Origin of the sequence: Stenotrophomonas maltophilia, assembly GCF_023518235.1 — a bacterium.
Taxonomy (GTDB): Bacteria; Pseudomonadota; Gammaproteobacteria; order Xanthomonadales; family Xanthomonadaceae; genus Stenotrophomonas.
Window position 1 is genome coordinate 2,652,145 of record NZ_CP090423.1, and the last position, 22,242, is coordinate 2,674,386.

The 22,242-nt window shown below is 66.6% G+C and carries 22 protein-coding genes, 1 pseudogene and 1 riboswitch; of the genes and pseudogenes, 9 read left to right on the forward strand and 14 right to left on the reverse strand.

Annotated elements, in window-relative coordinates; all coding sequences use genetic code 11:
• Positions 1-273: 273 nt before the first annotated feature.
• The 3 genes from LZ605_RS12535 to LZ605_RS12545 are packed head-to-tail and all read right to left on the reverse strand — an operon-like array spanning position 274 to position 4,352.
• A complete protein-coding gene (locus tag LZ605_RS12535) occupies positions 274-804 on the reverse strand; it encodes a fimbrial protein (RefSeq protein WP_249841931.1) in 531 nt (176 codons plus the stop codon).
• Positions 794-3,301 carry a fimbria/pilus outer membrane usher protein gene (locus tag LZ605_RS12540; protein ID WP_249841932.1) on the reverse strand — a complete coding sequence of 836 codons (2,508 nt, stop codon included), beginning with the start codon at positions 3,299-3,301 and terminating at the stop codon, positions 794-796. The genes LZ605_RS12535 and LZ605_RS12540 overlap by 11 nt, the downstream gene beginning before the upstream one ends.
• Before the next feature lie 52 nt (positions 3,302-3,353).
• Complete coding sequence (locus LZ605_RS12545; RefSeq protein WP_249841933.1) at positions 3,354-4,352, reverse strand: fimbrial protein; 999 nt, start codon at positions 4,350-4,352, stop codon at positions 3,354-3,356.
• Between the two features lie 324 nt (positions 4,353-4,676).
• Here LZ605_RS12545 and LZ605_RS12550 point away from each other — a divergent pair, with 324 nt between their 5' ends.
• The 3 genes from LZ605_RS12550 to LZ605_RS12560 are packed head-to-tail and all read left to right on the forward strand — an operon-like array spanning position 4,677 to position 6,464.
• Entirely contained in the window at positions 4,677-5,189 is a 513-nt protein-coding gene (locus LZ605_RS12550) for a fimbrial protein (RefSeq protein WP_249841934.1), read from the forward strand.
• Between the two features lie 59 nt (positions 5,190-5,248).
• Positions 5,249-5,971, forward strand: coding sequence for a fimbrial biogenesis chaperone (locus tag LZ605_RS12555; RefSeq protein ID WP_249841935.1), 723 nt, complete (start codon positions 5,249-5,251; stop codon positions 5,969-5,971).
• Positions 5,972-5,975: 4 nt separating this feature from the next.
• Positions 5,976-6,464, forward strand: coding sequence for a fimbrial protein (locus LZ605_RS12560; RefSeq protein ID WP_249841936.1), 489 nt, complete (start codon positions 5,976-5,978; stop codon positions 6,462-6,464).
• A 344-nt stretch (positions 6,465-6,808) separates the two neighbouring features.
• Here the strand turns inward: LZ605_RS12560 and thiL are convergent, their stop codons facing one another.
• From thiL to LZ605_RS12585, 5 genes are all read right to left on the reverse strand, one after another.
• Positions 6,809-7,771, reverse strand: coding sequence for a thiamine-phosphate kinase (gene thiL, locus LZ605_RS12565; RefSeq protein ID WP_249841937.1), 963 nt, complete (start codon positions 7,769-7,771; stop codon positions 6,809-6,811).
• Positions 7,772-7,893: 122 nt separating this feature from the next.
• Positions 7,894-8,373 carry a transcription antitermination factor NusB gene (gene nusB, locus LZ605_RS12570; protein WP_005415268.1) on the reverse strand — a complete coding sequence of 160 codons (480 nt, stop codon included), beginning with the start codon at positions 8,371-8,373 and terminating at the stop codon, positions 7,894-7,896.
• Positions 8,370-8,837: a 6,7-dimethyl-8-ribityllumazine synthase gene (gene ribH / locus LZ605_RS12575; protein ID WP_049443133.1), complete on the reverse strand. Its 468-nt coding sequence runs from the start codon at positions 8,835-8,837 to the stop codon at positions 8,370-8,372. Before ribH ends, nusB begins: the two co-directional genes overlap by 4 nt.
• Before the next feature lie 191 nt (positions 8,838-9,028).
• The gene (gene ribB / locus LZ605_RS12580; protein WP_249841938.1) at positions 9,029-10,129 is read right to left on the reverse strand and encodes a 3,4-dihydroxy-2-butanone-4-phosphate synthase; all 1,101 of its coding nucleotides are present in this window, start codon (positions 10,127-10,129) and stop codon (positions 9,029-9,031) included.
• The gene (locus tag LZ605_RS12585; RefSeq protein ID WP_249841939.1) at positions 10,126-10,728 is read right to left on the reverse strand and encodes a riboflavin synthase; all 603 of its coding nucleotides are present in this window, start codon (positions 10,726-10,728) and stop codon (positions 10,126-10,128) included. Before LZ605_RS12585 ends, ribB begins: the two co-directional genes overlap by 4 nt.
• Before the next feature lie 77 nt (positions 10,729-10,805).
• A riboswitch (FMN riboswitch) is annotated at positions 10,806-10,950 on the reverse strand.
• Between the two features lie 239 nt (positions 10,951-11,189).
• Here LZ605_RS12585 and LZ605_RS12590 point away from each other — a divergent pair.
• The 4 genes from LZ605_RS12590 to LZ605_RS12605 all read left to right on the forward strand — a co-directional run bounded on the left by LZ605_RS12590 (position 11,190) and on the right by LZ605_RS12605 (position 14,067).
• Positions 11,190-11,813, forward strand: coding sequence for an outer membrane beta-barrel protein (locus LZ605_RS12590; protein ID WP_249841940.1), 624 nt, complete (start codon positions 11,190-11,192; stop codon positions 11,811-11,813).
• Between the two features lie 148 nt (positions 11,814-11,961).
• Positions 11,962-12,846: a hypothetical protein gene (locus tag LZ605_RS12595; protein ID WP_249841941.1), complete on the forward strand. Its 885-nt coding sequence runs from the start codon at positions 11,962-11,964 to the stop codon at positions 12,844-12,846.
• A gap of 1 nt (position 12,847) precedes the next feature.
• On the forward strand, positions 12,848-13,471 hold the full coding sequence (locus LZ605_RS12600) for a hypothetical protein (RefSeq protein WP_249841942.1): 624 nt from the start codon (positions 12,848-12,850) through the stop codon (positions 13,469-13,471).
• Positions 13,468-14,067 carry a hypothetical protein gene (locus LZ605_RS12605; protein WP_249841943.1) on the forward strand — a complete coding sequence of 200 codons (600 nt, stop codon included), beginning with the start codon at positions 13,468-13,470 and terminating at the stop codon, positions 14,065-14,067. Before LZ605_RS12600 ends, LZ605_RS12605 begins: the two co-directional genes overlap by 4 nt.
• A 33-nt stretch (positions 14,068-14,100) precedes the next feature.
• On the opposite strand, the gene ribD is transcribed toward LZ605_RS12605, so the two are convergent.
• From ribD to LZ605_RS12635, 6 genes and pseudogenes are all read right to left on the reverse strand, one after another.
• Positions 14,101-15,186: a bifunctional diaminohydroxyphosphoribosylaminopyrimidine deaminase/5-amino-6-(5-phosphoribosylamino)uracil reductase RibD gene (gene ribD, locus LZ605_RS12610; RefSeq protein WP_249841944.1), complete on the reverse strand. Its 1,086-nt coding sequence runs from the start codon at positions 15,184-15,186 to the stop codon at positions 14,101-14,103.
• Between the two features lie 93 nt (positions 15,187-15,279).
• Positions 15,280-15,801 (reverse strand): transcriptional regulator NrdR, encoded by a 522-nt coding sequence (gene nrdR / locus LZ605_RS12615; protein ID WP_004143350.1) that lies wholly within the window; start codon positions 15,799-15,801, stop codon positions 15,280-15,282.
• Between the two features lie 95 nt (positions 15,802-15,896).
• Positions 15,897-16,328 carry a hypothetical protein gene (locus LZ605_RS12620; protein ID WP_249841945.1) on the reverse strand — a complete coding sequence of 144 codons (432 nt, stop codon included), beginning with the start codon at positions 16,326-16,328 and terminating at the stop codon, positions 15,897-15,899.
• 86 nt (positions 16,329-16,414) lie between these two features.
• On the reverse strand, positions 16,415-16,849 hold the full coding sequence (locus tag LZ605_RS12625; protein ID WP_249841946.1) for a hypothetical protein: 435 nt from the start codon (positions 16,847-16,849) through the stop codon (positions 16,415-16,417).
• A 67-nt stretch (positions 16,850-16,916) separates the two neighbouring features.
• The gene (glyA, locus tag LZ605_RS12630) at positions 16,917-18,170 is read right to left on the reverse strand and encodes a serine hydroxymethyltransferase (RefSeq protein WP_249841947.1); all 1,254 of its coding nucleotides are present in this window, start codon (positions 18,168-18,170) and stop codon (positions 16,917-16,919) included.
• Positions 18,171-18,355: 185 nt separating this feature from the next.
• Positions 18,356-18,828 (reverse strand): annotated as a pseudogene (locus tag LZ605_RS12635) (RcnB family protein).
• Between the two features lie 253 nt (positions 18,829-19,081).
• Between LZ605_RS12635 and ettA the strand changes: the two are divergent.
• Both ettA and LZ605_RS12645 read left to right on the forward strand, forming a co-directional pair.
• The gene (ettA, locus tag LZ605_RS12640) at positions 19,082-20,746 is read left to right on the forward strand and encodes an energy-dependent translational throttle protein EttA (protein WP_107229821.1); all 1,665 of its coding nucleotides are present in this window, start codon (positions 19,082-19,084) and stop codon (positions 20,744-20,746) included.
• A gap of 145 nt (positions 20,747-20,891) precedes the next feature.
• Positions 20,892-22,208: an NCS2 family permease gene (locus tag LZ605_RS12645; RefSeq protein ID WP_107229820.1), complete on the forward strand. Its 1,317-nt coding sequence runs from the start codon at positions 20,892-20,894 to the stop codon at positions 22,206-22,208.
• The last annotated feature ends 34 nt before the right edge of the window (positions 22,209-22,242 follow it).

Sequence of the window (22,242 nt, forward strand, 5' to 3'; positions counted from 1 at the left end):
TGGCGCCTACCTGTAGCCCCGAGCCCATGCTCGGCTCCTCCGCATCGCGCAAACGGAAACGGCGTGCCAACCAAGGTTGGCGCCTACCTGTAGCGCCGAGCCTGTGCTCGGCTCCCCCGCATCGCGCGAGCGGAAACGGCGTGCCAACCAAGGTTGGCACCTACCTGTAGCGCCGCGCCCATGCTCGGCTCCCCCGCATCGCGCGAAAGGAAACGGTGTGCCAACCAAGGTTGGCACCTACCTGTAGCGCCGAGCCCATGCTCGGCTCTCGTGTTACCGATAGGCGGCGGTGACGGTGATGGACGCCTGCACCTGGCCCGCATTGACGCCCCGGTTGTCTGGGCGGTAGTAGCCTGCGCGCAGCGGATAGACCGCGCCGGTTCCACTGACCGGAACCACGATGCCGGTGCTGCCATGCTTCAGATGCGTATTGCCTGTAGCCCCTTCCAGCAGCACGATGGATACGCCGGTGGCGGCGTCGGCCGCTGCGGTGTTCTTCCAACGATCGGCGTCACCATCAGCGGGTAGGCCATCGAAGGACAACACCGCCTGCGCCACGCCAATGCATCCGGTGAACTCCAGCTGGCCGGCTTTCAATGCGTTGCCACCAACACTGAGAACGCCAGCCCTCACCGGATCCAGCGCGATGGCGGGCGCACTCAGCGTGCAGGTTCCTGGCAGCAGGCGGCCGTTGATATCCAGTACCACCGAGTCGGCGCTCGCCATCAGGGGTATCGACAGCAGCGCCAGCAGGACAGCCAGGCGGCAGGTAGACGTCGGCGTGGTCGACAGTTCAACGGTCATGAAGATTCGGCTCATGTGGTGGGGGCGCCGCTGATTCCTCAGCCAACGCATCATGGGTGGAGAGACGCCCCACCCGCAGCCCATCCGGCGCCAGCGGCTGGCACATCGCCTGGCTCCAGGACAGCCCGTAGGCGTCGGGCTCGCTCGGCATCTGGTAGTGCAGGCGGCAACGGTGCGGCCCCTGGGGATCGACGATCAGCGTGCCCTCGTCCTGCGGGCCGCGCAGATGGATCACGCCGCCCTGGCCCACGGCTCCCCGCGGTGTGCCCTGTTCATCCTCCAGCCTGGCCGCGAAGGGCAAAGGCTGGCCCAGCGCATCGGTGGCATCGATGAACAACGTACGCTCGCGCCGCACTTCAAATGCCACGCGCACGATGCCGCCGGCAGTGGGTGCCACGCGCTGCGAGGTCTGCAGCAGTTCGACCTCAAGCGGCAAGCCGGACGGCTCCAGGTCGATGCGGTTCCAGCGATAGGGCGTGACATGCGGCAGCAAGGCGTAGCCGTTGCCTGCCACACGGATGTCGTGGCCGTTGCCCACGCGCGCGCCCTGCGCACCCGGCGCATGCACCAGCACCAGGCCCTCCCCTACTGGCTGGCCAAAGTTGAGGCCTCCCGGGTGCACCACCATGCTGCCGGCAGCGCCGAAGGTCTGGCTGCTGCGCGTGCCGGCGCGGCTGTAGCCGGCGTTGAGCTGGGCCCAGCGCGCCTGGTAGGTGGCGTAGGCATTGCTGCTGGTCGATTGCCCCTGCCCGCGCGTGGTGGAAAGCGTGTAGTTCAGCGCGCGGCGCTCGCCGAAGGCACCGTTCAGGCCCAGCTGCGCCTGTTGGCCACCTGCGGCATGGGTGAGTTGGCTGCTGACCCGGGGTGCGTGGTGGCTGCGGCCCAACGGCATGCTGAGGGTCAGGGCGTAGCGCGTATCCAGCCCGCCGTCGCCCAGCCGATAGCGCAATGCGGACAGGCCGACGTTGGCACGCCCCACGGTGGTCTGGAAGCCCAGCTGGAAATCGTTCTGGCGCTGCGCGATGTCCCAATAGGCGACATGGCCGCCACTGAGGTAGAGATTGCTGCGCTCGCCCACCCTCTGCGAGAAGTTCAGCTGGTAACGCTGGCGCGCTCGGCCTCCCACGTCCCATGAATCACCACGGGAACGGGCGGCGTCACCCAGGGTAAAGAAGCCCTGCGTACTGTAGCGGTAGGCGGCCAGCCCGAAATTGGTACCCGTAGCGGCCACATAGCGCTGGTAGTTGAGCCGGTAGCTGTTGCCGCTGATCAGCCCCACGCCGGGCTGGCGCACGCGCGAGTGGGTCACGTCCGCACCGAAGGCACCGATGCCGGTATTGATCGCCGCGCCGGCCAGTAACGCCGTGTATCCCTGTGCAATCTGGCTGCCGCCAAGCACGGTCAGTCGATTGCTCAGGCCCCGCGCGTAGGTACCTTCGGCAAACCGCAGATGTTCGCTCTGCACGCCGGCATCGCGCAGCACGCCTGCCGTGCTGCTGAAGCGCGAAGCACCGGCGCGCAGGGCCTGTGGCACGGCGGAGAAATTGACATTGAAGCGCTGGCTGCGGCCGTCGGCTTCAGTGACGGTGACCTCCAGATCACCACCGAAGTGCGTGGGGTAGAGATCGTCGATGACGAAGGGCCCCGGCGCGACGTTCGCTTCGTGGATGATGATGCCACCCTGGCGCACGGTGACCACTGCATTGCCCTCGGCGATGCCCTGCACGACCGGTGCGAAGCCCCGCAATGAGTCGGGCAGCATGCGGTCGTCGGTGGCGATGCGCACGCCGGTAAAGGCCACGCTGTCGAACAGCTCGCCGCCGGTGTTGCTCTGCCCGATCAGCAGCTGGCTGTTCCAGGCAGGAATATCACGCTGCGCATGGCTGCTGATGACGGCCCGCCGCGTGCCGGCTGCGGTGTGGCTGAACGAGGTGCGGTGGCGAAGCCGCCAATCACCCAGATTGACGCCTGCACGCAGCCCCAGGTAGCTGCTGGCCTGGCCGTTGCTGCGGTTGTGGTTGGCGGTGTAGTCGACGAAGCCTGCGGTGATGCCGGCATCGCGTTGTTCCGGTGCCACGTGCCCGCGCGCGCTGCGTGCCTGTGCGGCCTGCGGAATGGTCAACAGCAGTTGCAACGCATGGCTGTCGAAGGCGACGGTGGCGCCTTCGATCAGCGTCGGCAGATCGATGCACGCGGTGTCGGCCGCCTCCAGCGCGGCCAGATGCTGCGTCTGCAGGTCCAGACTTCGCAGCATGGGCGCAGGCAGGCAAGGCTGGGCCCTGTGATTGTCCCCGGCGGCGACGAAGGTGATGTCGCGCGTTTCCAGGAATCGACCATTGACCAGCACGTCCACACGGTAATCGCCCACCGGCAGGGGATTGCCCTCGGCATAGCGACGCATGTCGATGGCCTGTCCACCGATGAGGAAGCCCTCGCTGAATTCAACCGCGGGGGCCGGCGCTGCCTGCGTAGCGGTCGACGCCAATGCGAGGCTCATGGCCCACGGCAGGGGATGGAAGGGACGGTGACGGCACATCACAGGCATGACCTCAGTTGTAGTTCGCCAGCAACGTGGCTTCGGCGCGGATGGCGCCTGGCGCCAACGGGTCGCTGGTATGCAGGTAGCGCGCACTGAAGGGCACCTGGACGGTTCCGGTACCGGTGCTGCCCTGCACCCACTGCTGGTGCAACTGCAGCGGCGCACCGTTGTGCATCAGCTGCAGCGCCACGCCCGTGGTTGAGGAACCCGTGGCGGGCACCAACCAGCTGTTGACGTTGTTCGGGTCGTTGGCATCGAGCATTTCCAGGCTCAGCGGACGCCCGGCGGCGGCACAGGTGACGGCCATCTCGAACGGCATCTCCCCGCCACTGCCCTGCGTATGCAGGTCCATGATGTCGATGGGATCAAGCACCACATCGCGTGCGGCGACCGCGCAGGTCTGCGCCCGGAAGCGCACGCCAATGTTCAGGTTGTGGCGGCCGTTGAAGGTGTTCCACTGCGTGGTGGTGAAGCCGACGTTGCGCATCGGCACATCGGTCATGCCGCCACCACGCGAATAGATATCGACAACCAGGGTGACGCGTACTTCCCCACTCAAGCCATAGGCGTAGAGATCGCCAGGCTGACCATCGCGAAACGTGTTCCCGATAGGCTGTTCAGCTTCATTGCACCACCACACCGGCGGATCACCTGGATTTTCCTCTACCCAGTCACAGGCGGATGCCCTCGCACTGAACATGAAGAGCGGCGAACCTGATGCAAGCTCGTACGCTGCGCCCCGATCGGTGATATCGCGCACGTAGCGCATGCCCAGCAGGCTGGGAGTGACCGTGGTAATGGTCGCCCCGGAATCACATGTGAAGACAAGGTCCGCCTGGGCGGTTCCGAGATAGCGGTCCGGCTCGGCCACATAATCCACATCGATCATCTGGGTCAGATCAACATCGCCACTGATGGGCTGGCAGGTCGCCGCCAGGCTTTCGCCGGCAACAAAGAGTCCCAGCAGTAACGGGGAAGCAGCACATACATCGCGTAGAGGGATGGTCACGAGGGACTCCAGGGAATCCTGCTTGCGCAGCAGGTTTACGACGGCATGACGGAGTGCGGCCTGCACGTGGCAATGGCGGCATGGGCGTGCACCTTAGGGCCCTCCCTCAACGCGGACCATGCAATTTGTTGCAAGTGCTTGCGTACCGCTGCCGGTTGGTATGCCGTCCATTCAGGCGCATCAACGGCTTCTGAAGCGATTGGGCAACAGAAGCAGCTCAAAGACGTTTTGCAACATATTGCATGGTTGCCAGGCTGCTCATTCAAGAGACTGTCGCCGTTCGCCAGCAGGCGACGTTTTCTTTTTTCGAATCGAGCAACCTTCATGTCCCTGAAAACCAAGATCCTGACGTTCTCGCTGCTGTCCATTACCGCCGCCCCGGCTTTCGCCGAGCGCCTGGAAATCACCGGTGAACTGATCACCTCCACCTGCACGGTCGGCTCCACCGGCGGTGCCATCACCGTGCCGATGGGCAAGGTTGATCTGGCCTCGGTCAATGCAGCCACCCGTGCCGGCCATAAGAACTTCACCATCACCCTCGACTGCTCCGGCTCTGGCGCATCGCAGGATGTCGGCGTGCGCTTCGGTGGCGTGCAGGATGGCAGCACCGGCAATCTGGCACTGACTGCGACGTCGACCGCTGGCAACGTGGGTGTTGCGCTGTACGACAGCACCGGCAACCAGCAGCGCGTGGGCGAAGACCCCACCGTGTGGGTCACCATCCCGGCCAACGGCAACGGCCAGCTGGACTACAGCGCCTGGTATGCCTCGCCGGCCATGAATGCTACCGCCGGTACCGCCGACGCCTCCGGCGATTTCGTGGTGCTGTACCGCTGATCCCGCATTGGCGCGCCGGTGTTTCGAATACCGGCGCGCATCCACCAACGAGGTGAACCATGAGTATCCGCGCATCGACGTGGATGGCCGCGTTCGTCGCGGCCTCGCTGGCCGTTCCCGCATCGGCCGCCATCACATTGCAGGGCACGCGCATCGTCCATGATGCGGGCAAGGCTCGCGACATCACGATCAAGGCCAGCAATGTCGGCGAACAGCCGGCGATGACCCAGGTCTGGATCGACAATGGCGACAGCCATGCCCGGCCGGAGAACGTGCGCACGCCCTTCCGGCTTACACCGGCCGACCCGCGCCTGTTGCAGCCGCAGCAGGGACAGGCGTATCGCATCACCTATGCGCCGCGCCCTGCGGACACGCCGCTGCCGACCGATCGCGAGTCGGTGTTCTATTTCAACCTTCTGGATATTCCACCCAAGCCATCCGATGCGAACGGCCAGAATGTGCTGCAGTTCGCCGTACGCACCCGCATCAAGCTGTTCCACCGTCCTGCAGGGCTGCAGGGCAACGTGCGTGATGCGGCGGCGGCGCTTCAGTGGAAAGCCGGTGCCGGTGAGCTGACCGTACACAACCCCAGCGCCTATCATGTGTCGCTGAGCACGTTGACGCTGGCCGATGGTCGACGCGTGGAGGTGGACATGGTGGCCCCCGGTCAAACGATCAGCTTCCCGGTAACCGGCGCAGCCGCACTACCCGATCGCCTGCAGTTCCAGTGGCTGGACGACTACGGAACGCCGCGCGATCACCATGCCACGATGGGTGGATAGCCCCATGGGTACGGCATCCTTGCTCTCCATTGCAGGCCTGCTTCTGTTCGCAACAGGCAATGCGTCCGCGTCGGGACGGCTTACCCTCAGCGGCGAGGTCAAGCAGGCCACGTGCGTCCTGCAGGGCAGCACCATCACCGCACCCTCCGTGCGTGCGGACCTGATCGATGCGCCAGGCAGCGGACACGATTTTTCCGTGGAAATGACCTGTCCACTGGCGGGAATCCAGATCGACCTGACCCTGCGCGATGCCAACGATGCGGGCAACACCGGGCATCTGCTGACCCGCGGCGCCGGCTCGACCGGCTCTGGCTGGACGCTGGGGCTGCTGCGCGGGGGAAGCGCCGTGGCCTTCGCCACGCCGTGGAATCATGGCCCCTCCGTACTGGGCGAGAACCGTATCGCGCTCACGGTCGTTTACGTGCAGGAGTCCCCCACCCTCGTTCCTGGCCAGGTGCTCGGCCGCGCTACGCTGGAAGCGGCCTATCGTTGATGGCAGCGCGCGGGCAGGGGTGCCTGTAGCGCCGAGCCTGCGCTGGGCTCTCGCGTACGGCGTGAACGGAAACGGCGTGCCAACCAAGGTTGGCACCTACCGGAGCAGTGCATCGGTGCACCCGTTCTGCTTTGGTAGGTGTCGACCTTGGTCGACACGGAACTGGCATGCAGGCCCGACACATCCGTGCCAACCAACGTTGGCACCCACCCCAACAGTGCTTCGGCGCACCCGTTTCGTTCTGGTAGGTGTCGACCTTGGTCGACACGCAGCTGGCATGCACACCCGACACATCCGTGCCAACCAAGGTTGGCACCCACCACGGCAGCGCGCCGCGCCGTGCGTCAGGCGAAGTGCTGGTAACCGCCGTCGGCGGCTTCGCCGTCCACGTGCACGCCCTGCCCTTCGGCGATGCGGCCGATACGGGTGAGCGGCACGTCCAGCGACTCGGCCAGATAGTGCAGCGCGTCGCGCTGGTCAGCGGCAGCGGTGAAGCACAGTTCGTAGTCGTCACCGCCACGCAGGGCGCAGTCACGCGCGCCCTCGCGGCCGAGCAGCTCGCGCAGCGCGTTCGACGTCGGCAGCAGGTCGGGATCGACATGCGCGGCCACCGCACTGCGCGTGGCGATGTGGCCCAGGTCGGCCAGCAGGCCATCGGACACATCCACCGCGGCGTGCGCGAAGGCACGCAGGCGCAGGCCCAAGGTGACGCGCGGGGTGGGCCGCAGCAGGCGCAGGCGCAGGCTTTCGTAGTCGGCCAGCAGGGTGGCGGTGGCCACGCTCAGCGCGTTCTGCTGCCACAGCCGCAGTGCACCGGCGGCATCGCCCAGTGTGCCGCTGACCCAGATATCGTCCCCCACCTGCGCGCGGTCGCGGCGCAGTGCCTGGCCACGGCCAACCTGGCCCATCGCAGTGACCGACAGCGACAGCGGTCCACGCGTGGTGTCACCACCAATCAATGCGATGTCGTGCTGGTCGGCCAGGGCGAAGAAGCCATCGGCGAAGGACTCGATCCAGTCTTCGGTAGCTTCCGGCAACGACAGCGCCAGCGTGCACCAGGCCGGGCGTGCGCCCATCGCAGCCAGGTCGGAGAGGTTGACCGCCAGGGTCTTCCAGCCGATGTCGAACGCCGGGGTTTCGGCCGGGAAATGCACGCCGCTGTTGAGCGTGTCGGCGGTGACCACCAGCTGTTCGTTGGCACGCGGCTGCAGCAGCGCGGCGTCATCGCCGATGCCGAGGACGATGTCGTCGCGCTCGACGGTGCGGGCGCGGATGCGGTCGATGAGGGTGAATTCGGCCAGGGACATGGGGCGCTCCCGCGGTTATGCATGCCGCGCAATGCGCGGTGGGCGGTAGTGCCGGCCGCTGGCCGGCAACCTCAGGTTCCCCGCAGCTGCCGGCCAGCGGCCGGCACTACCACAGGTATGGGTCAGTGACCCGATTCGACCTTGCGCCATTCCACGGCGGCACGATCCAGCACGCCGTTGACGTAGGTGTGGCCGTGCTCGGAACCGAAGCGCTTGGCCGATTCGATGGCTTCGTTGATCACCACGCGGTACGGCACGTCCAGGCGGTACCGCAGTTCGTAGGCGGCCAGGCGCAGCACCGCGCGTTCGATCGCGTCCACTTCCTCGATGCCACGGTCCAGGTACGGGCCGAGGGCTTCGTCGATATCACGACGGTTGTCGAGCACGCCATGCACCAGCGCTTCGAAGTACGCCAGGTCGGCGATTTCGCGGGCCTGCTCGTGGGCGAACTGGGCGATCAGCGACTGGGCGTTGCCGCCAGAGATCTGCCAGGCGTAGATGGCCTGCACGGCACGACGGCGGGCGCGCGAGCGCAGCACCGGATCGACGCCATCGCGGCGGACGGGTTTACCGGAGGGCTTGCCCTGGGTGTTCTTGTTCATGGCAGTTGCTCCAGCAGGTTGACCATTTCCAATGCGGCGAGTGCGACTTCCTCGCCCTTGTTGCCGTGGCTGCCGCCTGCGCGGGCCTCGGCGTCTTCAGCACGTTCCACCGCCAGCACGCCATTCAGCACCGGCACGCCGAAATCCAGCTGCACGCGCATCAGGCCTTCGGCGCAACGGTCGGCCACGTGTTCGTAATGGCGGGTATCGCCACGGATCACGCAGCCCAGGGTGAGGATGGCGGCGTGTTCATGGGCGGCGGCCAGGCGCGCGGCCACCAGCGGCAGTTCCCAGGCACCCGGCACGCGGATCACGTCGATGTTGGCTTCGGTGATGCCGTTGCCGGCCAGGCTCAGGCGTGCGCCTGCGACCAGCGCGTCGGTGATGCGGGCGTTCCAGCGGCTGGCCAGGATGGCGAAGCGCGCCGATTCGGGAGTGCGAAGATCGCCTTCGTAGTGGCTCATATGCGGCTTGGGGGACTCGATAAGGGGGTAATTCTAGCGTGGATGGGCCCCGGCCGTGGCTGGCGGGGGCCTTCTGTAGAGCCGAGCCATGCTCGGCTGCCCTGTCCGGCACCGGACTGGAGAACCCGCGCTGCGCGCGTAAGCCGAGCATGGCTCGGCTCTACAGGGGTCTCATGGCCCGGGCCCGCGCCTCAGCAGCCCACCGTCTCCACCACTTCCAGGCCGTAGCCGGCCAGGCCGATCTGGCGGCGTGGGGTGCCCAGCACGCGCAGCTTGCCCAGGCCCAGGTCGGACAGGATCTGCGCGCCGGCACCGTTGCGGCGCCACTGGCTCACGTCCTTGTCCTTGCCCGGCACCACCGGCGCCGGTTGCTGGCGCAGGCGGGCCAGCAGGGCCTCGCCATCACGCGGGGCCTGCAGCACCACCATCACGCCACTGCCTTCGGCGTCGATGGCACGCAGGGCATCGGTGGCGGCCACGCCGAAATCATCGCGGCGCCAGTGCAACAGATCGGCCAGCGGGTTTTCCACCTGCACCCGCACCAGGGTCGGGGTGTCGGCGTCCGGCGTGCCACGCACCAGTGCGAAATGCAGGTCGTGGGCGATGCGGTCGCGGTAGGTCACCAGCTTGAACGGGCCGAACTCGGTATCGATCTCGCGCTCATCGACGCGCTCGACGGTCTTTTCGGTGGCCAGGCGGTAGGCGATCAGGTCGGCGATCGAGCCCATCTTCAGGCCGTGCTCGCGCGCGAACACTTCCAGCTCCGGGCGGCGCGCCATGCTGCCGTCGGGGTTCAGTATCTCCACCAGCACGCCGGCCGGTTCCAGCCCGGCCAGCATGGCCAGGTCCACGCCGGCCTCGGTGTGGCCGGCGCGGGTCAGCACGCCGCCCGGCTGGGCGATCAGCGGGAAGATGTGGCCCGGCTGGTGCAGGTCGGCCGGCTTGGCGTTGGGCTTTACCGCGGTGCGGATGGTGTGGGCACGGTCATGCGCGGAAATGCCGGTGGTGACACCCTCGGCCGCCTCGATGCTGACGGTGAAATTGGTCTGGAACTGCGCGGTATTGGCCTGCACCATCGGCGCCAGGCCCAGATCGGCCGCACGGGTGCGGGTGAGCGGCAGGCACACCAGGCCACGGCCGTGGGTGACCATGAAATTGATGTCCGACGGCTTGACCAGCTCGGCGGCCATGATCAGGTCGCCTTCGTTCTCGCGGTCTTCGTCATCGACGATGACGACCATGCGGCCCTGGCGGATGTCTTCCAGGATCTCGGGAATGGGGGCGAAGTTCATGCGCGGGCTCCTTCACCCAACAACCGCTCGACATACCGAGCGACCAGATCGATTTCAAGATTGACCGCGCTGCCCACGCCAGTGGCGGAGAACGCGGTGTTGGCCACCGTGTGGGGAATGAGGGCGACTTCAAAGCCTTCGTCATCCACTTCGTTGACGGTCAGGCTGACCCCGTCCACGCAGACCGAGCCCTTCTTGGCGATGTAGCGGCGCAGCGCCGCCGGCGCGGCGAAACGCCAGCGCTGGGCACGGGCATCTTCGTGGATGGACAGCACCTGGCCGAGGCCGTCGACATGGCCGCTGACCAGGTGGCCGCCGAGGCGGTCGGTCGGACGCATGGCGCGCTCCAGGTTGATGACCGCACCCTCGGCCAGCTGACCGAGCGTGGTCAGGCCGAGCGTCTCGGTGGAGGCATCGGCCTGGAAGCTGCTGGCGTCGAACGCGATGACGGTGAGGCAGACGCCGTTGATGGCGATGCTCTCGCCCATCTGCACGTGGTCGAACGGCAGGTTGCCGACGTTGAAGGTGAAGCGGACATCGCCGCCGATGGCTTCGCGTGCGGCCAGACGGCCGACGCCTTCGATGATTCCAGTAAACAAGAAACGTTCTCCGCGGAAAGTGAGCGAAAAACGCCGCAAGGCAAACAGGCGGGCGCAGGGCCGCAAAGGCCCTGTGGCACCGTCTTCTTTCATCCGGACTATACCGTCGGCTCCGGCATTGGACCGGATCTGCTGACCCCCGGCCGTAGGCCGGGGCGCTCGCGGGCTCGTGCTTGCGCACCTACCGCCGGTGGGGAATCGCACCCCGCCCTGAAGACGTTTGTGTACCGGCGAACCGGCCTGCGTAGTGTAGCAGCCCGGCCTGAACGGGGTGCCCGGGGTCGGATCGCGTTGCGCAGCAAGGGGCTCCGACCCCAGGTGTGCCTAATGGCCCTCAGCTGTGACGGCCGTCTCTCGTAATTTGTAAAACTTTCATTAAACTTGGCGCCGGTCGACATGACGTCGCCACGGGCCGCCACCACGGCGCGCCCGCCAAAGGACTGAGAACCACAGGAATTCCGATGCGCAAGATCCTGATCGCCGCCGCCTTGCTGGCCGCTTCCCCGCTGGCCGCCGCTGCTGAAGGCCTGAGCTACACCTACGTCGAGGGCGGCTGGACCCAGGCCCGCACCGATGACAACGACTTCAACGACCCGAAGATCGACGGTGGCTACGTGCGCGGTTCGTTCGCGCTGGCCGAGCAGGTGCATGTGTTCGGTGGCTGGTCCTACGCCTCCAATTCCTACGACTACCCCTACGGCTCCTACAAGCTGAAGCTGAGCCAGCCGGAGCTGGGCCTGGGCTACCACATGCCGTGGACCGACCGTCTGGACTTCACCGCCGACGTCGCCTGGCTGCGCCAGCAGTCCGAGATCACGGTGCATTCGGACTTCTACGGCCGCCTGCGCGGAAAGGACCACACCAACCTGGCCCGCGCCACCCTGGGCCTGCGCGGCAAGCCGTCGCCGAAGACCGAAGCCTGGGCCAAGGCCGGCTACATGGATGGCGGCAACCACTTCGAAGGCACCTGGGTCGGCACCGTCGGCGGCCAGATCAACTTCACCCGGACCTGGGGTCTGGTCGGCGAGATCTCCGGCTACCGCGACGTCACCCAGTACTCCGCCGGCGTCCGCGCCAGCTTCTGATTGCTCGATCCTCGTCGTGCGATCGAACGGGCCCCGCAAGGGGCCCGTTTTTTTTGGCTCGAACGCACCCGCATCCGATCACTCCGCACCATCGAAAACACCGGCAGATGCGCTAGGCTTGCGCGCCTCTGGAACAGGAATTCCCACCATGAACACCCCCTTCCGCACGCTGCTGGCCAGCGCCCTGCTGTGCACTCCGCTGCTGGCCGGCGCTGCATCGGCCCAGCTGAGCCCCGAACAGGCCTTCGACCTGTATGCACGCGCCCTGCTGGAAGACGACGCAGCCGCGACCCGCACGCTCAACGATGCGCTGAAGCCAGCCTTCGAAGGCCAGGACGCGCTGACCCCGACCCCGGGTGCGCTGGCCAAGGCGCTGGCCGAGCCGTGGCAGACGGTGCTGGCCAGCACCGGCGCAAAGGCCGATGCCGCTGCCGCCGAAGCGCTGTATGCCAAGGCACTGCGCGATTCGAAGTGCCGCGCCACCGAAGGCGTGATCGAAGACAACGAGTACCTGGAAGACCAGAAGCTGGCACGCATCAGCTTCACCTGCCAGGTGCCCGACCTGGCCAAGGTGCGCCCGCTGTTCGCCGCCAGCCTGGCCGCCGACGCCACCCCGGCCGTGCGCACTCAGTTCACCCAGGCCTATACCCAGGCCTTGCAGAGCGGCGTGCGCGTGCCGGTCAGCGGCACCTTCACCCTGTACCCGGCCAAGGACAACGGTTACTGGTACAGCGGCAATTTCGATGACCTGGTGGGCACCGTGACCGGTGCGCTGGCACCGTTCGAAGAGTGGATGCAGGACGCGCAGGCGGCCACTGCGCCGAAGGTGACTGGCGTGCCGGGCTGCGACCTGCTGCTGCAGCAGCACCGCGCCTGCGTGGCGAAGATCGCGCCGGAGCAGATCAGCGGCGTGGACGCGATGGCCGAGGAACTGAAGGCCAAGGCACAGGTGCAGTCGGCCGAGGAGATGACGCAGGAGTGCAAGGCGCTGCGCCCGATCGCCGAGATGATGTGGACCGACGCATGCGCCTGACGTGGCGTCGCTGAAGTACATGGGGCTGGCAGCACTGTTGCTGGCCCCGGTGGCAGCCCACGCCAGCACCGATCCCGCCCTGCAGGTGTTCGACCTGTACGCGCAGGTGATCGTGCACGGAGACCCGGCCGCGCAGGCATCGCTGGCGCGTTACCTGCCGGGCGACCAGGGGCCGGCAATGGCGACCGCGCTGGCCACCATGAGCCACCTGGACCAGGCCCCCGAGCTGGCCGATTGGCCGCCGGCCGCCGCGGCTGTGCGCACGCGGCAGCGATCGGTACGGTGCAGCATCGACAGCGTGCGCTACCCACAGGCCGCAATGGCCGACGTTTCCTTTCGTTGTCGCCTGCCTGACCTGAGTGCATTGCTGCCGGTGTATCGGCAGCATCCGGTGCCATTCAATGGACCACACCCGCCGCAGATGGCAATACCGCTGGCAACGGCGTACACGCGGATGATTGCGGTGGCACCGGATCGCGAGAGCATCATCGGCGTGTCGTTCCAGCGCGATCATGACGGCGCTGCCTGGCGCATCGTCAACCCGACGCCGCTGTTGAGCGCGGTTGCCGATGCCTTCCTGCCATTCTTTGAATGGAATGAACACCTGCCCGACGAGGCCAGATGACGCCGCGCCTGCTGTTCTTCCTGCTGTGGGTTGCTTCGACCGCCGCTGCACAGACGCCCGCACCGACACCGGAGCAGAGCTTCGACCTGTTCGCGCGGTTCATGCTGGAAGGTGACGCCGACGCCGAAGCGCGGATCGCCGCCTTGACCGGCATGCCAATGCGCACCGAACGCTGGGAAGATGCAGTGGACCGGATGGTCGTTGGCGAGGCATCCGCGGACAACGCGCGCACACGCGCTGGCCGCGATCTTTCGCGGCAGGTGGCGCTGGCACTGCGGCAGACCCACTGCCGCAGCACGGGCAGCGAACGCCACGATGGTGACGACCTCCAGGTCGCCATCGTCGCGTACACCTGCCAGGTACCCGACTACGCGGCGATGGACAAAGGCACGCCGGACGACACGGCCAGCGCGCCGGGCGATGAGGGCGAACTGGCAGGGGTTCAGCACGTAATCGCCCTGCTGCAACGCGCTCCCAGGCGCGTCCATGCCGACAGCGTGGTCATGGCACGCCTCAATGAGGATGATGTCTGGACAACGCAGGATATGCCCCCGCTGCAGCAGTGGATCGAATTGCTGCTGGCGCTGCCGGAGTAGAAGATCCCACGTGCAGGACGCCCGGGAAACGTATCAGGGCCGCATCAGCAACCGTAGATCGTCACCGACCTGGCGCTGATCCACCACGCGCAGGCGGCGTTGCTGGTCCATCGCTTCGATGCCCAGTCCTGCCAGCAACGGGCGGCCGGTCTCGCCGAGCAGGATCGGCGCCTGGTACAGCAGCAGCTCGTCCACCCAGCCGCCACGCAGCAGCGCACCGGCCAGCGTGGCGCCAGCTTCGGTGTGCACTTCGTTGATGCCACGCTCGGTCAGCAGGGCCAGCACCGCGCCCAGGTCGAGGCGACCGTGGCGGGTGGTGACACTGGCGAACGCCGCGTCCGCGGCATCCGGGGGGCTGACCACCGCATTGTGCAGGTACAGCGTCGGTGCCCCGCCCTCGCGCACACGGCTGCATTCCAGCGAACGCAGGCGTGCGTCGAGCACCACGCGCAGCGGTGGCAGCACGTCGGTATCGTCCAGACGCACGGTGAGCATCGGGTCGTCGGCGATCACGGTATCGGCACCGGTCAGGATCGCGCCGGCGCGCGCGCGCCAGTGCTGGACATCCTCACGCGCCGCCGCGCCGGTGATCCACTTCGAGGTGCCGTCGGCCATCGCGGTGCGGCCATCGAGACTGGCGGCCAGCTTCACCCGCAGCCAGGGGCGGTTGCGCTCCACGCGCGACAGGAAGCCCTTGTTGAGCTCGCGCGCCTGTGCGGCCATCAGCCCCTCGCTGACCTCTATGCCCGCCTCGCGCAGCAGATCGAAACCACCGCCATCGACCTTCGGGAACGGATCGCGCATCGCCGCGACCACGCGCGATACGCCGGCTTCGATCAGTGCCAACGCGCACGGCGGTGTGCGCCCGTAGTGCGCGCAGGGCTCCAGGGTGACGTAAGCAGTGGCGCCGCGTGCCTCGCTGCCGGCTTCACGCAGTGCAAAAACTTCGGCGTGCGGGCCACCGGCGCGCTGGTGCCAGCCCTGCCCGACTACGCGCTCGCCATGGGCGATCACACAGCCGACCATCGGGTTGGGGCGGGTGGTATAGGCACCGCGCTCGGCCAGGCGCAGCGCATTGGCCATGTGCAGGTGGTCGAGAACGGAGAACGGGGTGCTCATGCCGCCATGGTAACGCTGTCGGTGTGGATCCACGCCATGCGTGGATGGGTGTCTCCCTGCCAACCCAGGTTGGCATCCACCGGGCAAGCCCGGTCAGCCCTTCTTTTTCTTGGTCAGGGCAATCACATCGCCCAGCAACTGCAGCTGTTCGGTACTCGACGGCAGATCGCGCTCGAGCTTCTCGATCTCTTCGCGGAAATCGGCCACGTCCTCGAAGCTGCGGTACACCGATGCGAAGCGCACATAGCCCACATGATCCAGCTTGCGCAGTTCGTTCATCACGAACTCGCCGACCTTGATCGAGGGCACTTCACGTTCGCCGCTGATGCGCAGCTGGTGGACCACTGCACGCACCGCCGCTTCGATCTTGTCTTCGGCCACGGCACGCTTCTGCAGCGCGCGATCGAAGCCGGCGCGGACCTTGCGCTGGTCGAAGGCTTCACGCGTGCCATCGCTCTTGACGATGGCCGGCAGCTTCAGTTCAACCGTCTCCATGGTGCTGAAGCGCTCGCCACAGGCTTCGCATTCACGCCGACGGCGGATCGTCGCGCCGTCTTCGGAGACGCGCGAGTCGATGACCCGGGTATCGGCATGTTGGCAGAAGGGGCAGTGCATGGAACGCCTGGCTCAGGGGGCAACCTTAATGCCACGGTCATGGCAGCGTCGCAAAGGTACCTGAGAAGGGGCCAGGCAGCAAATTCCGTTTTTCTTCACTGGCGCCCGCTGGCCTTCGACAGCCATCGGAAGTGGCAGGCGAGGCTGATCCAGGGAGCCCCCCAACCGATTGCCAGTATCAGCAGTATCGGATCCACTCCAAAGCATGAAACTGTCATCACCAACGCGCACACAGCCTGAGCAGCTGACACTAGAAACAGCGTTCCCAGCACTGGCGCGGCGGGCTTCAATCCATCCGGTCCGCGCATCTGCCACGTGTTTGCCAGCTGGAAAACAAGCGGGATCGCCGTCACGGACAGCACACCCCACATCGCAAGCAATCCAAGAAGTGCGCTGTTGTCACCGCCATGCGCCCATACCCATAGCAGCAGCAGCGCACCCAACAGGCCGGCCAACGCGCAGGGAATGGAAAAAAGAAGGCTGTGGAGAAGCAGGTAGAGGCCGTGTCGGCGGCGCCAGGATTGCATCGGGGGCTCCTTTCAGTAGCTCGGAAGACCCTAGTCCTGACGCCTGCAGCACACCATGCAATTTCTTTGAAACGTCCAACCACCCGTCACACAGTGTCGGTTGCGCCCCAACGCAACCACGCCAGATGTGCGGCCGGCAGTAGAAACGGCGGGCCCAAGCCCAGGTAGCTCAAAAGAGCGAATTCGCCCTGCTTGAACACCAGGTGCAGTGTGACGGCGACCACGGCCAATGCCGCCAGAACGCCCAGCCCCAACCCCACCCACGCAGCAGGCGACGATTGCCGCAGGCCGGCGCGGCCACGGCGCAGGAACACACCGCTCAGCCACAACCACGACAGCAGGCCGATGACGCCGCCCGACGACCACAGCAGCAGCACCGTGAGTTCGTTGCCGGACAGATACTTCCCGTCCGCCACGACCATCAGCCCCAGCACCGCGACGGTGCCTGCGGCGGCAAGGGCCGGCAGTCCGAGCAGCAGGCCGCCGACTGCCACCATGCGCTTGTGTCCGCTTTCATCCATGCGCGGGATTCCTGAGATCGGGGTCAGAGCCCTTTCCTGGCGGAAAGGGATCCGACCCCGGTTTTGATCAGCCGTAGACCGGGTACTTGCGGCACTGCGCGCTGACTGCGTCGCGCACGCGGGCGATGACGGCGTCATCGGCCGGCGCGTCGAGCACGTCGGCGATCCAGTTGGCCAGGTCCACGCAATCCTGTTCGACGTAGCCGCGGGTGGTGACCGCCGGGGTACCCAGGCGCAGGCCCGAGGTCACGAACGGCGAACGCGGGTCGTTCGGCACCGAGTTCTTGTTGACGGTGATGTGGGCCTTGCCCAGCGCGGCTTCCGCGTCCTTGCCGGACACGTCCTTGCCGATCATGTCCACCAGCATCAGGTGGTTCTGGGTGCCGCCGGAGACGATCTTGTAGCCGCGCGCGATCAGCGTGCTGGCCATCGCCTGCGCGTTCTTCACCACCTGCTGCTGGTAGGCCTTGAAGCCCGGCTCCAGCGCTTCCTTGAAGGCCACGGCCTTGCCGGCGATGACGTGCATCAGCGGACCGCCCTGGATGCCCGGGAACACGATCGACTGCAGCTTCTTGACCAGGTCTTCGTCGGCGCCCTTGGCGACGATGATGCCGCCGCGCGGGCCGCGCAGGGTCTTGTGGGTGGTCGAGGTGACCACGTGGGCGTGTTCCAGCGGGCTGGGGTAGACGCCGGCGGCGACCAGGCCGGCGACGTGGGCCATGTCCACGAACAGGTAGGCACCGACCTTGTCGGCGATGGCACGGAAGCGCGCCCAGTCGATCACCTGCGAGTAGGCCGAGAAACCGGCCACGACCATCTTCGGCTTGTGCTCCAGGGCCAGGCGCTCGACTTCGTCGTAGTCGATCAGGCCCTGATCGTTCACGCCGTACTGCACGGCATTGAACAGCTTGCCGGAGGCATTGACCTTGGCGCCGTGGGTGAGGTGGCCGCCGTGGGCCAGGCTCATGCCAAGGATGGTGTCACCCGGTTGCAGCAGCGCGAAGTACACGGCCTGGTTGGCCTGCGAACCGCTGTGCGGCTGCACGTTGGCGTAGTCGGCGCCGAACAGCTGCTTGAGGCGGTCGATCGCCAGCTGCTCGGCAATATCCACGTATTCGCAGCCACCGTAGTAGCGCTTGCCCGGGTAGCCTTCGGCGTACTTGTTGGTCAGCTGGCTGCCCTGGGCTTCCATCACCGCCGGGCTGGTGTAGTTCTCGCTGGCGATCAGCTCGACGTGGTCTTCCTGGCGCTGGGTCTCAGCGGCGATGGCCTTGGCCAGTTCGGGATCGTAGGATTCGATGCGGACGTCACGCGGGAACATCGGGTACTCCAGCAGGCAGGGAAAAGGGGCACGGCTCAGCCCTTGATTGTAGCCCCGCACCGCGCCGCTGGGGCCGAAACGGACGGGGCCGGCATCCCCGAAGGAATCCGGCCCCGTATGGTTTCGATTGACGTTGTGGGGTCAGAGCCCGTTCCGTTGGAACGGGATCCGACCCCGTGGCCGGCTCAGCGGCCGCTGAGCACGTACTGGGCGATCACGCCGGTGGCGATGGCCACCAGCAGCATGTTGCCGCGGTCATCGCGGATCCAGTGGTGGCCATACGGCGGGCGGCGCAGGTGGTAGCGCGGGTAGTCGTTCACCACGTAGACCGGGCCGGAGTAGTAATTGCGGTAGGGCGAACCGACCCGCCAACCGTAGTTGCCATAACGCGGCGGCGGCGCCGGCCGGTAGACCACGCGCGGCGGTGCCGGGCGGTAGTAACGGTCGTGGTCGCGATGCCAGTCGCGGCGGTCTTCGCGGTAATCACGGCGTGCCTCGCGGCGGTCGCGTTCCCAGTCGCGGCGGTCCTGACGCCACTCTCGGCGGTCTTCGCGCCATTCACGGCGGTCACGGTGGTCGTTGTCGGCGAAGGCGGGGCCACTGCGCCGAGCGCCAGCACAGAGGCCACGGCACTGGCCACTACTCGATTGATGCGCATATCGGACCTCTGCTTGGGTGGGTGGTGAGCCCATATTGCGCATACGATCTGAACGGTTTCCGGCTGGAAACGCTTCCCGCTGCGGGACTGTGACCGAGTATTCAGGCCGCAGCCAGTCCGGCGCGGGCCTCCCGGCGCGGCGCAGCAGCGGTTCCGGCTATAATTGGCGGTATTCCATTTCAGTCTGTGCCCGCTGCCGCAACGGGATCTTCCCGTGACGGGCCGGGCGCAGGGCCGCGCCTACGGAGACCGCATGTCCTCGCAATACATCTACACCATGAACCGCGTGTCCAAGGTGGTCCCGCCCAAGCGGCAGATCATCAAGGACATCTCGCTGTCGTTCTTCCCGGGCGCGAAGATCGGCCTGCTGGGCCTGAACGGCGCCGGCAAGTCCACCGTGCTGAAGATCATGGCCGGCGTGGACACCGATTTCGAGGGCGAAGCCCGCCCGCAGGCCGGCATCAAGGTCGGCTACCTGGCCCAGGAACCGGAGCTGGACCCGACCAAGACCGTGCGTGAAGCGGTGGAGGAAGGCGTGGGCGAAGTGCTGCAGGCCCAGGCCGCGCTGGAAGCGGTGTACGCCGCCTACGCCGAGGAAGGCGCCGATTTCGACGCGCTGGCCAAGGAACAGGAGCGACTGGAGGCGATCCTGGCCGCCGGCGACGCGCACACTCTGGAAAACCAGCTGGACGTGGCGGCCGATGCGCTGCGCCTGCCGCCGTGGGATGCCATCGTCGGCAAGCTGTCCGGTGGTGAGAAGCGCCGCGTTGCGCTGTGCCGCCTGCTGCTGCAGAAGCCGGACATGCTGCTGCTCGACGAACCAACCAACCACCTCGACGCCGAGTCGGTCGAATGGCTGGAACAGTTCCTGGCGCGCTACACCGGCACCGTGGTGGCGGTCACCCACGATCGCTACTTCCTGGACAACGCCGCCGAGTGGATCCTGGAACTGGACCGCGGCCGCGGCATTCCGTGGAAGGGCAACTACACCGACTGGCTGACCCAGAAGGACGAGCGCCTGAAGCAGGAAGACAACCAGGAAAAGGCCCGCCAGAAGGCGATCCAGAAGGAACTGGAATGGTCGCGCCAGAACGCCAAGGGTGGCCGTACCAAGGGCAAGGCCCGTCTGGCTCGCCTGGAAGAGCTGCAGTCGGTCGATTACCAGAAGCGCAACGAGACCAACGAAATCTTCATCCCGCCGGGCGAGCGCCTGGGCAATGCGGTGATGGAGTTCAAGAACGTCTCCAAGAAGTTCGGCGACCGCCTGCTGTTCGACAACCTGAGCTTCCTGGTGCCGGCCGGCGCCATCGTCGGCATCATCGGCCCGAACGGTGCCGGTAAGTCGACCCTGTTCAAGATGATCACCGGCCAGGAAAAGCCGGATACCGGCGAGATCGTGGTCGGCCCGACCGTGAAGCTGTCCTACGTGGACCAGAGCCGCGACGCGCTGGAAGGCAACCACAACGTCTTCCAGGAAATCGCTGGCGGCCTGGACATCCTCAACATCAACGGCATCGAGATCCAGTCGCGCGCCTACATCGGCCGCTTCAACTTCAAGGGCCAGGACCAGCAGAAGATGGTCGGTTCGCTGTCCGGTGGTGAGCGTGGCCGCCTGCACATGGCCAAGACCCTGCTGCAGGGTGGCAACGTGCTGCTGCTCGACGAACCGTCCAACGACCTGGACATCGAAACCCTGCGTGCGCTGGAAGATGCGCTGCTGGAGTTCCCGGGCAACACCTTCGTCATTTCGCATGACCGCTGGTTCCTGGATCGCATCGCCACGCACATCCTGGCGTTCGAAGGCGATTCGCACGTGGAGTTCTTCCAGGGCAACTACCGCGAGTACGAAGAAGACAAGCGCCGCCGCATGGGCGACGACGCCGCGCCCAAGCGCCTGCGCTTCAAGGCGCTGAAATAAGAAGGAAGAACGGCCGCGCTCTGCGCGGCCGTTCTGCATCTGGGTAGGTCACGACCGTTGGTCGTGACATTTCAGGGGGGTACCGACCAACGGTCGGTCCCCCCCCCACAGTCGGTACCCACCACCAACGGTTTGAGATTTCGCGATGTCCCTGTTCGAACGCCTGTTCCAGCTGCAGCAGCACGGCACCACCGTGCGCACCGAGCTGCTGGCCGGTGTCACCACCTTCCTGACGATGTCCTACATCGTCTTCGTCAACCCGGAAATCCTGGGAACCACGGGCATGGATGCCGGTGCGGTGTTCGTGGCCACCTGCCTGGCCGCGGCATTGGGGTCGGCGGTGATGGCGCTGGCTGCCAACTTCCCGGTCGGCATGGCGCCGGGCATGGGCCTGAACGCGTTCTTCGCCTTTACCGTGGTCGGCGCCGCCGGGTTGCCGTGGCAGCAGGCACTGGGCGCGGTGTTCATTTCCGGCCTGGTGTTCCTGGTGCTGTCGCTGACCGGGGTACGCGCGTGGCTGGTATCCGGTATTCCTTCCTCGCTGCGTTCGGCCATCGTGGCCGGCATCGGCCTGTTCCTGGCGATCATCGCGCTGCAGAAATCCGGCGTCATCGTCGGCAACGAAGACACCCTGGTGGCGCTGGGCCCGCTGAACACCGCGCCGCCGCTGCTGGCCCTGGCCGGCTTCCTGCTGATCGCGGTGCTGGAAGCGCGCCGCATCCGCGGTGCGATCCTGATCGGCATCCTGGCCGTGACCGGCGCCGGCTGGGCGCTGGGCGATGTGCAGTACCAGGGCCTGGTGTCGTTGCCGCCGAGCCTGGCGCCGACCTTCCTGCAGCTGGACCTGCCGGGCCTGCTGCACCATGACGGCGGCGCGCCGCTGGCGGTGCTGCTGCAGGTGGTGCTGGTGTTCGTGCTGGTGGAAGTGTTCGATGCCACCGGCACGCTGTACGGCGTGGTCGGCCGCGCCGGCCTGCTGAAGCTGCCGGGCGCGCAGAAGCGCTTCGGGCGCGCGCTGCTGGCCGACAGCACCGCGATTGTTGCGGGCTCGCTGCTGGGCACCAGCAGCACCACCGCCTTCGCCGAAAGCGCCTCTGGCGTGCAGGTGGGCGGGCGCACCGGGCTGACCGCGCTGGTGGTATCGGCCCTGTTCCTGGCCGCGCTGCTGTTCTCGCCGCTGGCGGCGATGGTGCCCAGCTATGCCACCGCACCGGCGCTGCTGTTCGTGGCCGGCCTGATGCTGCGCGAGCTGGTGGAAGTGGACTGGAGCGACCTGACCGAGTCGGTGCCGGCGGCGCTGTGTGCACTGGCGATGCCCTTCACCTACTCGATTGCCAATGGCCTGGCGTTCGGCTTCATCGCATACGCCGCGCTGAAGGCCGGTACCGGCCGCTGGCGCGAAGTGCATCCGGCGGTGTGGCTGGTGGCGGTGCTGTTCACCCTGCGCTACGCGTTGGAATGACCATTGAATGGGGTCAGAGCCCGTTGCCGTGCAA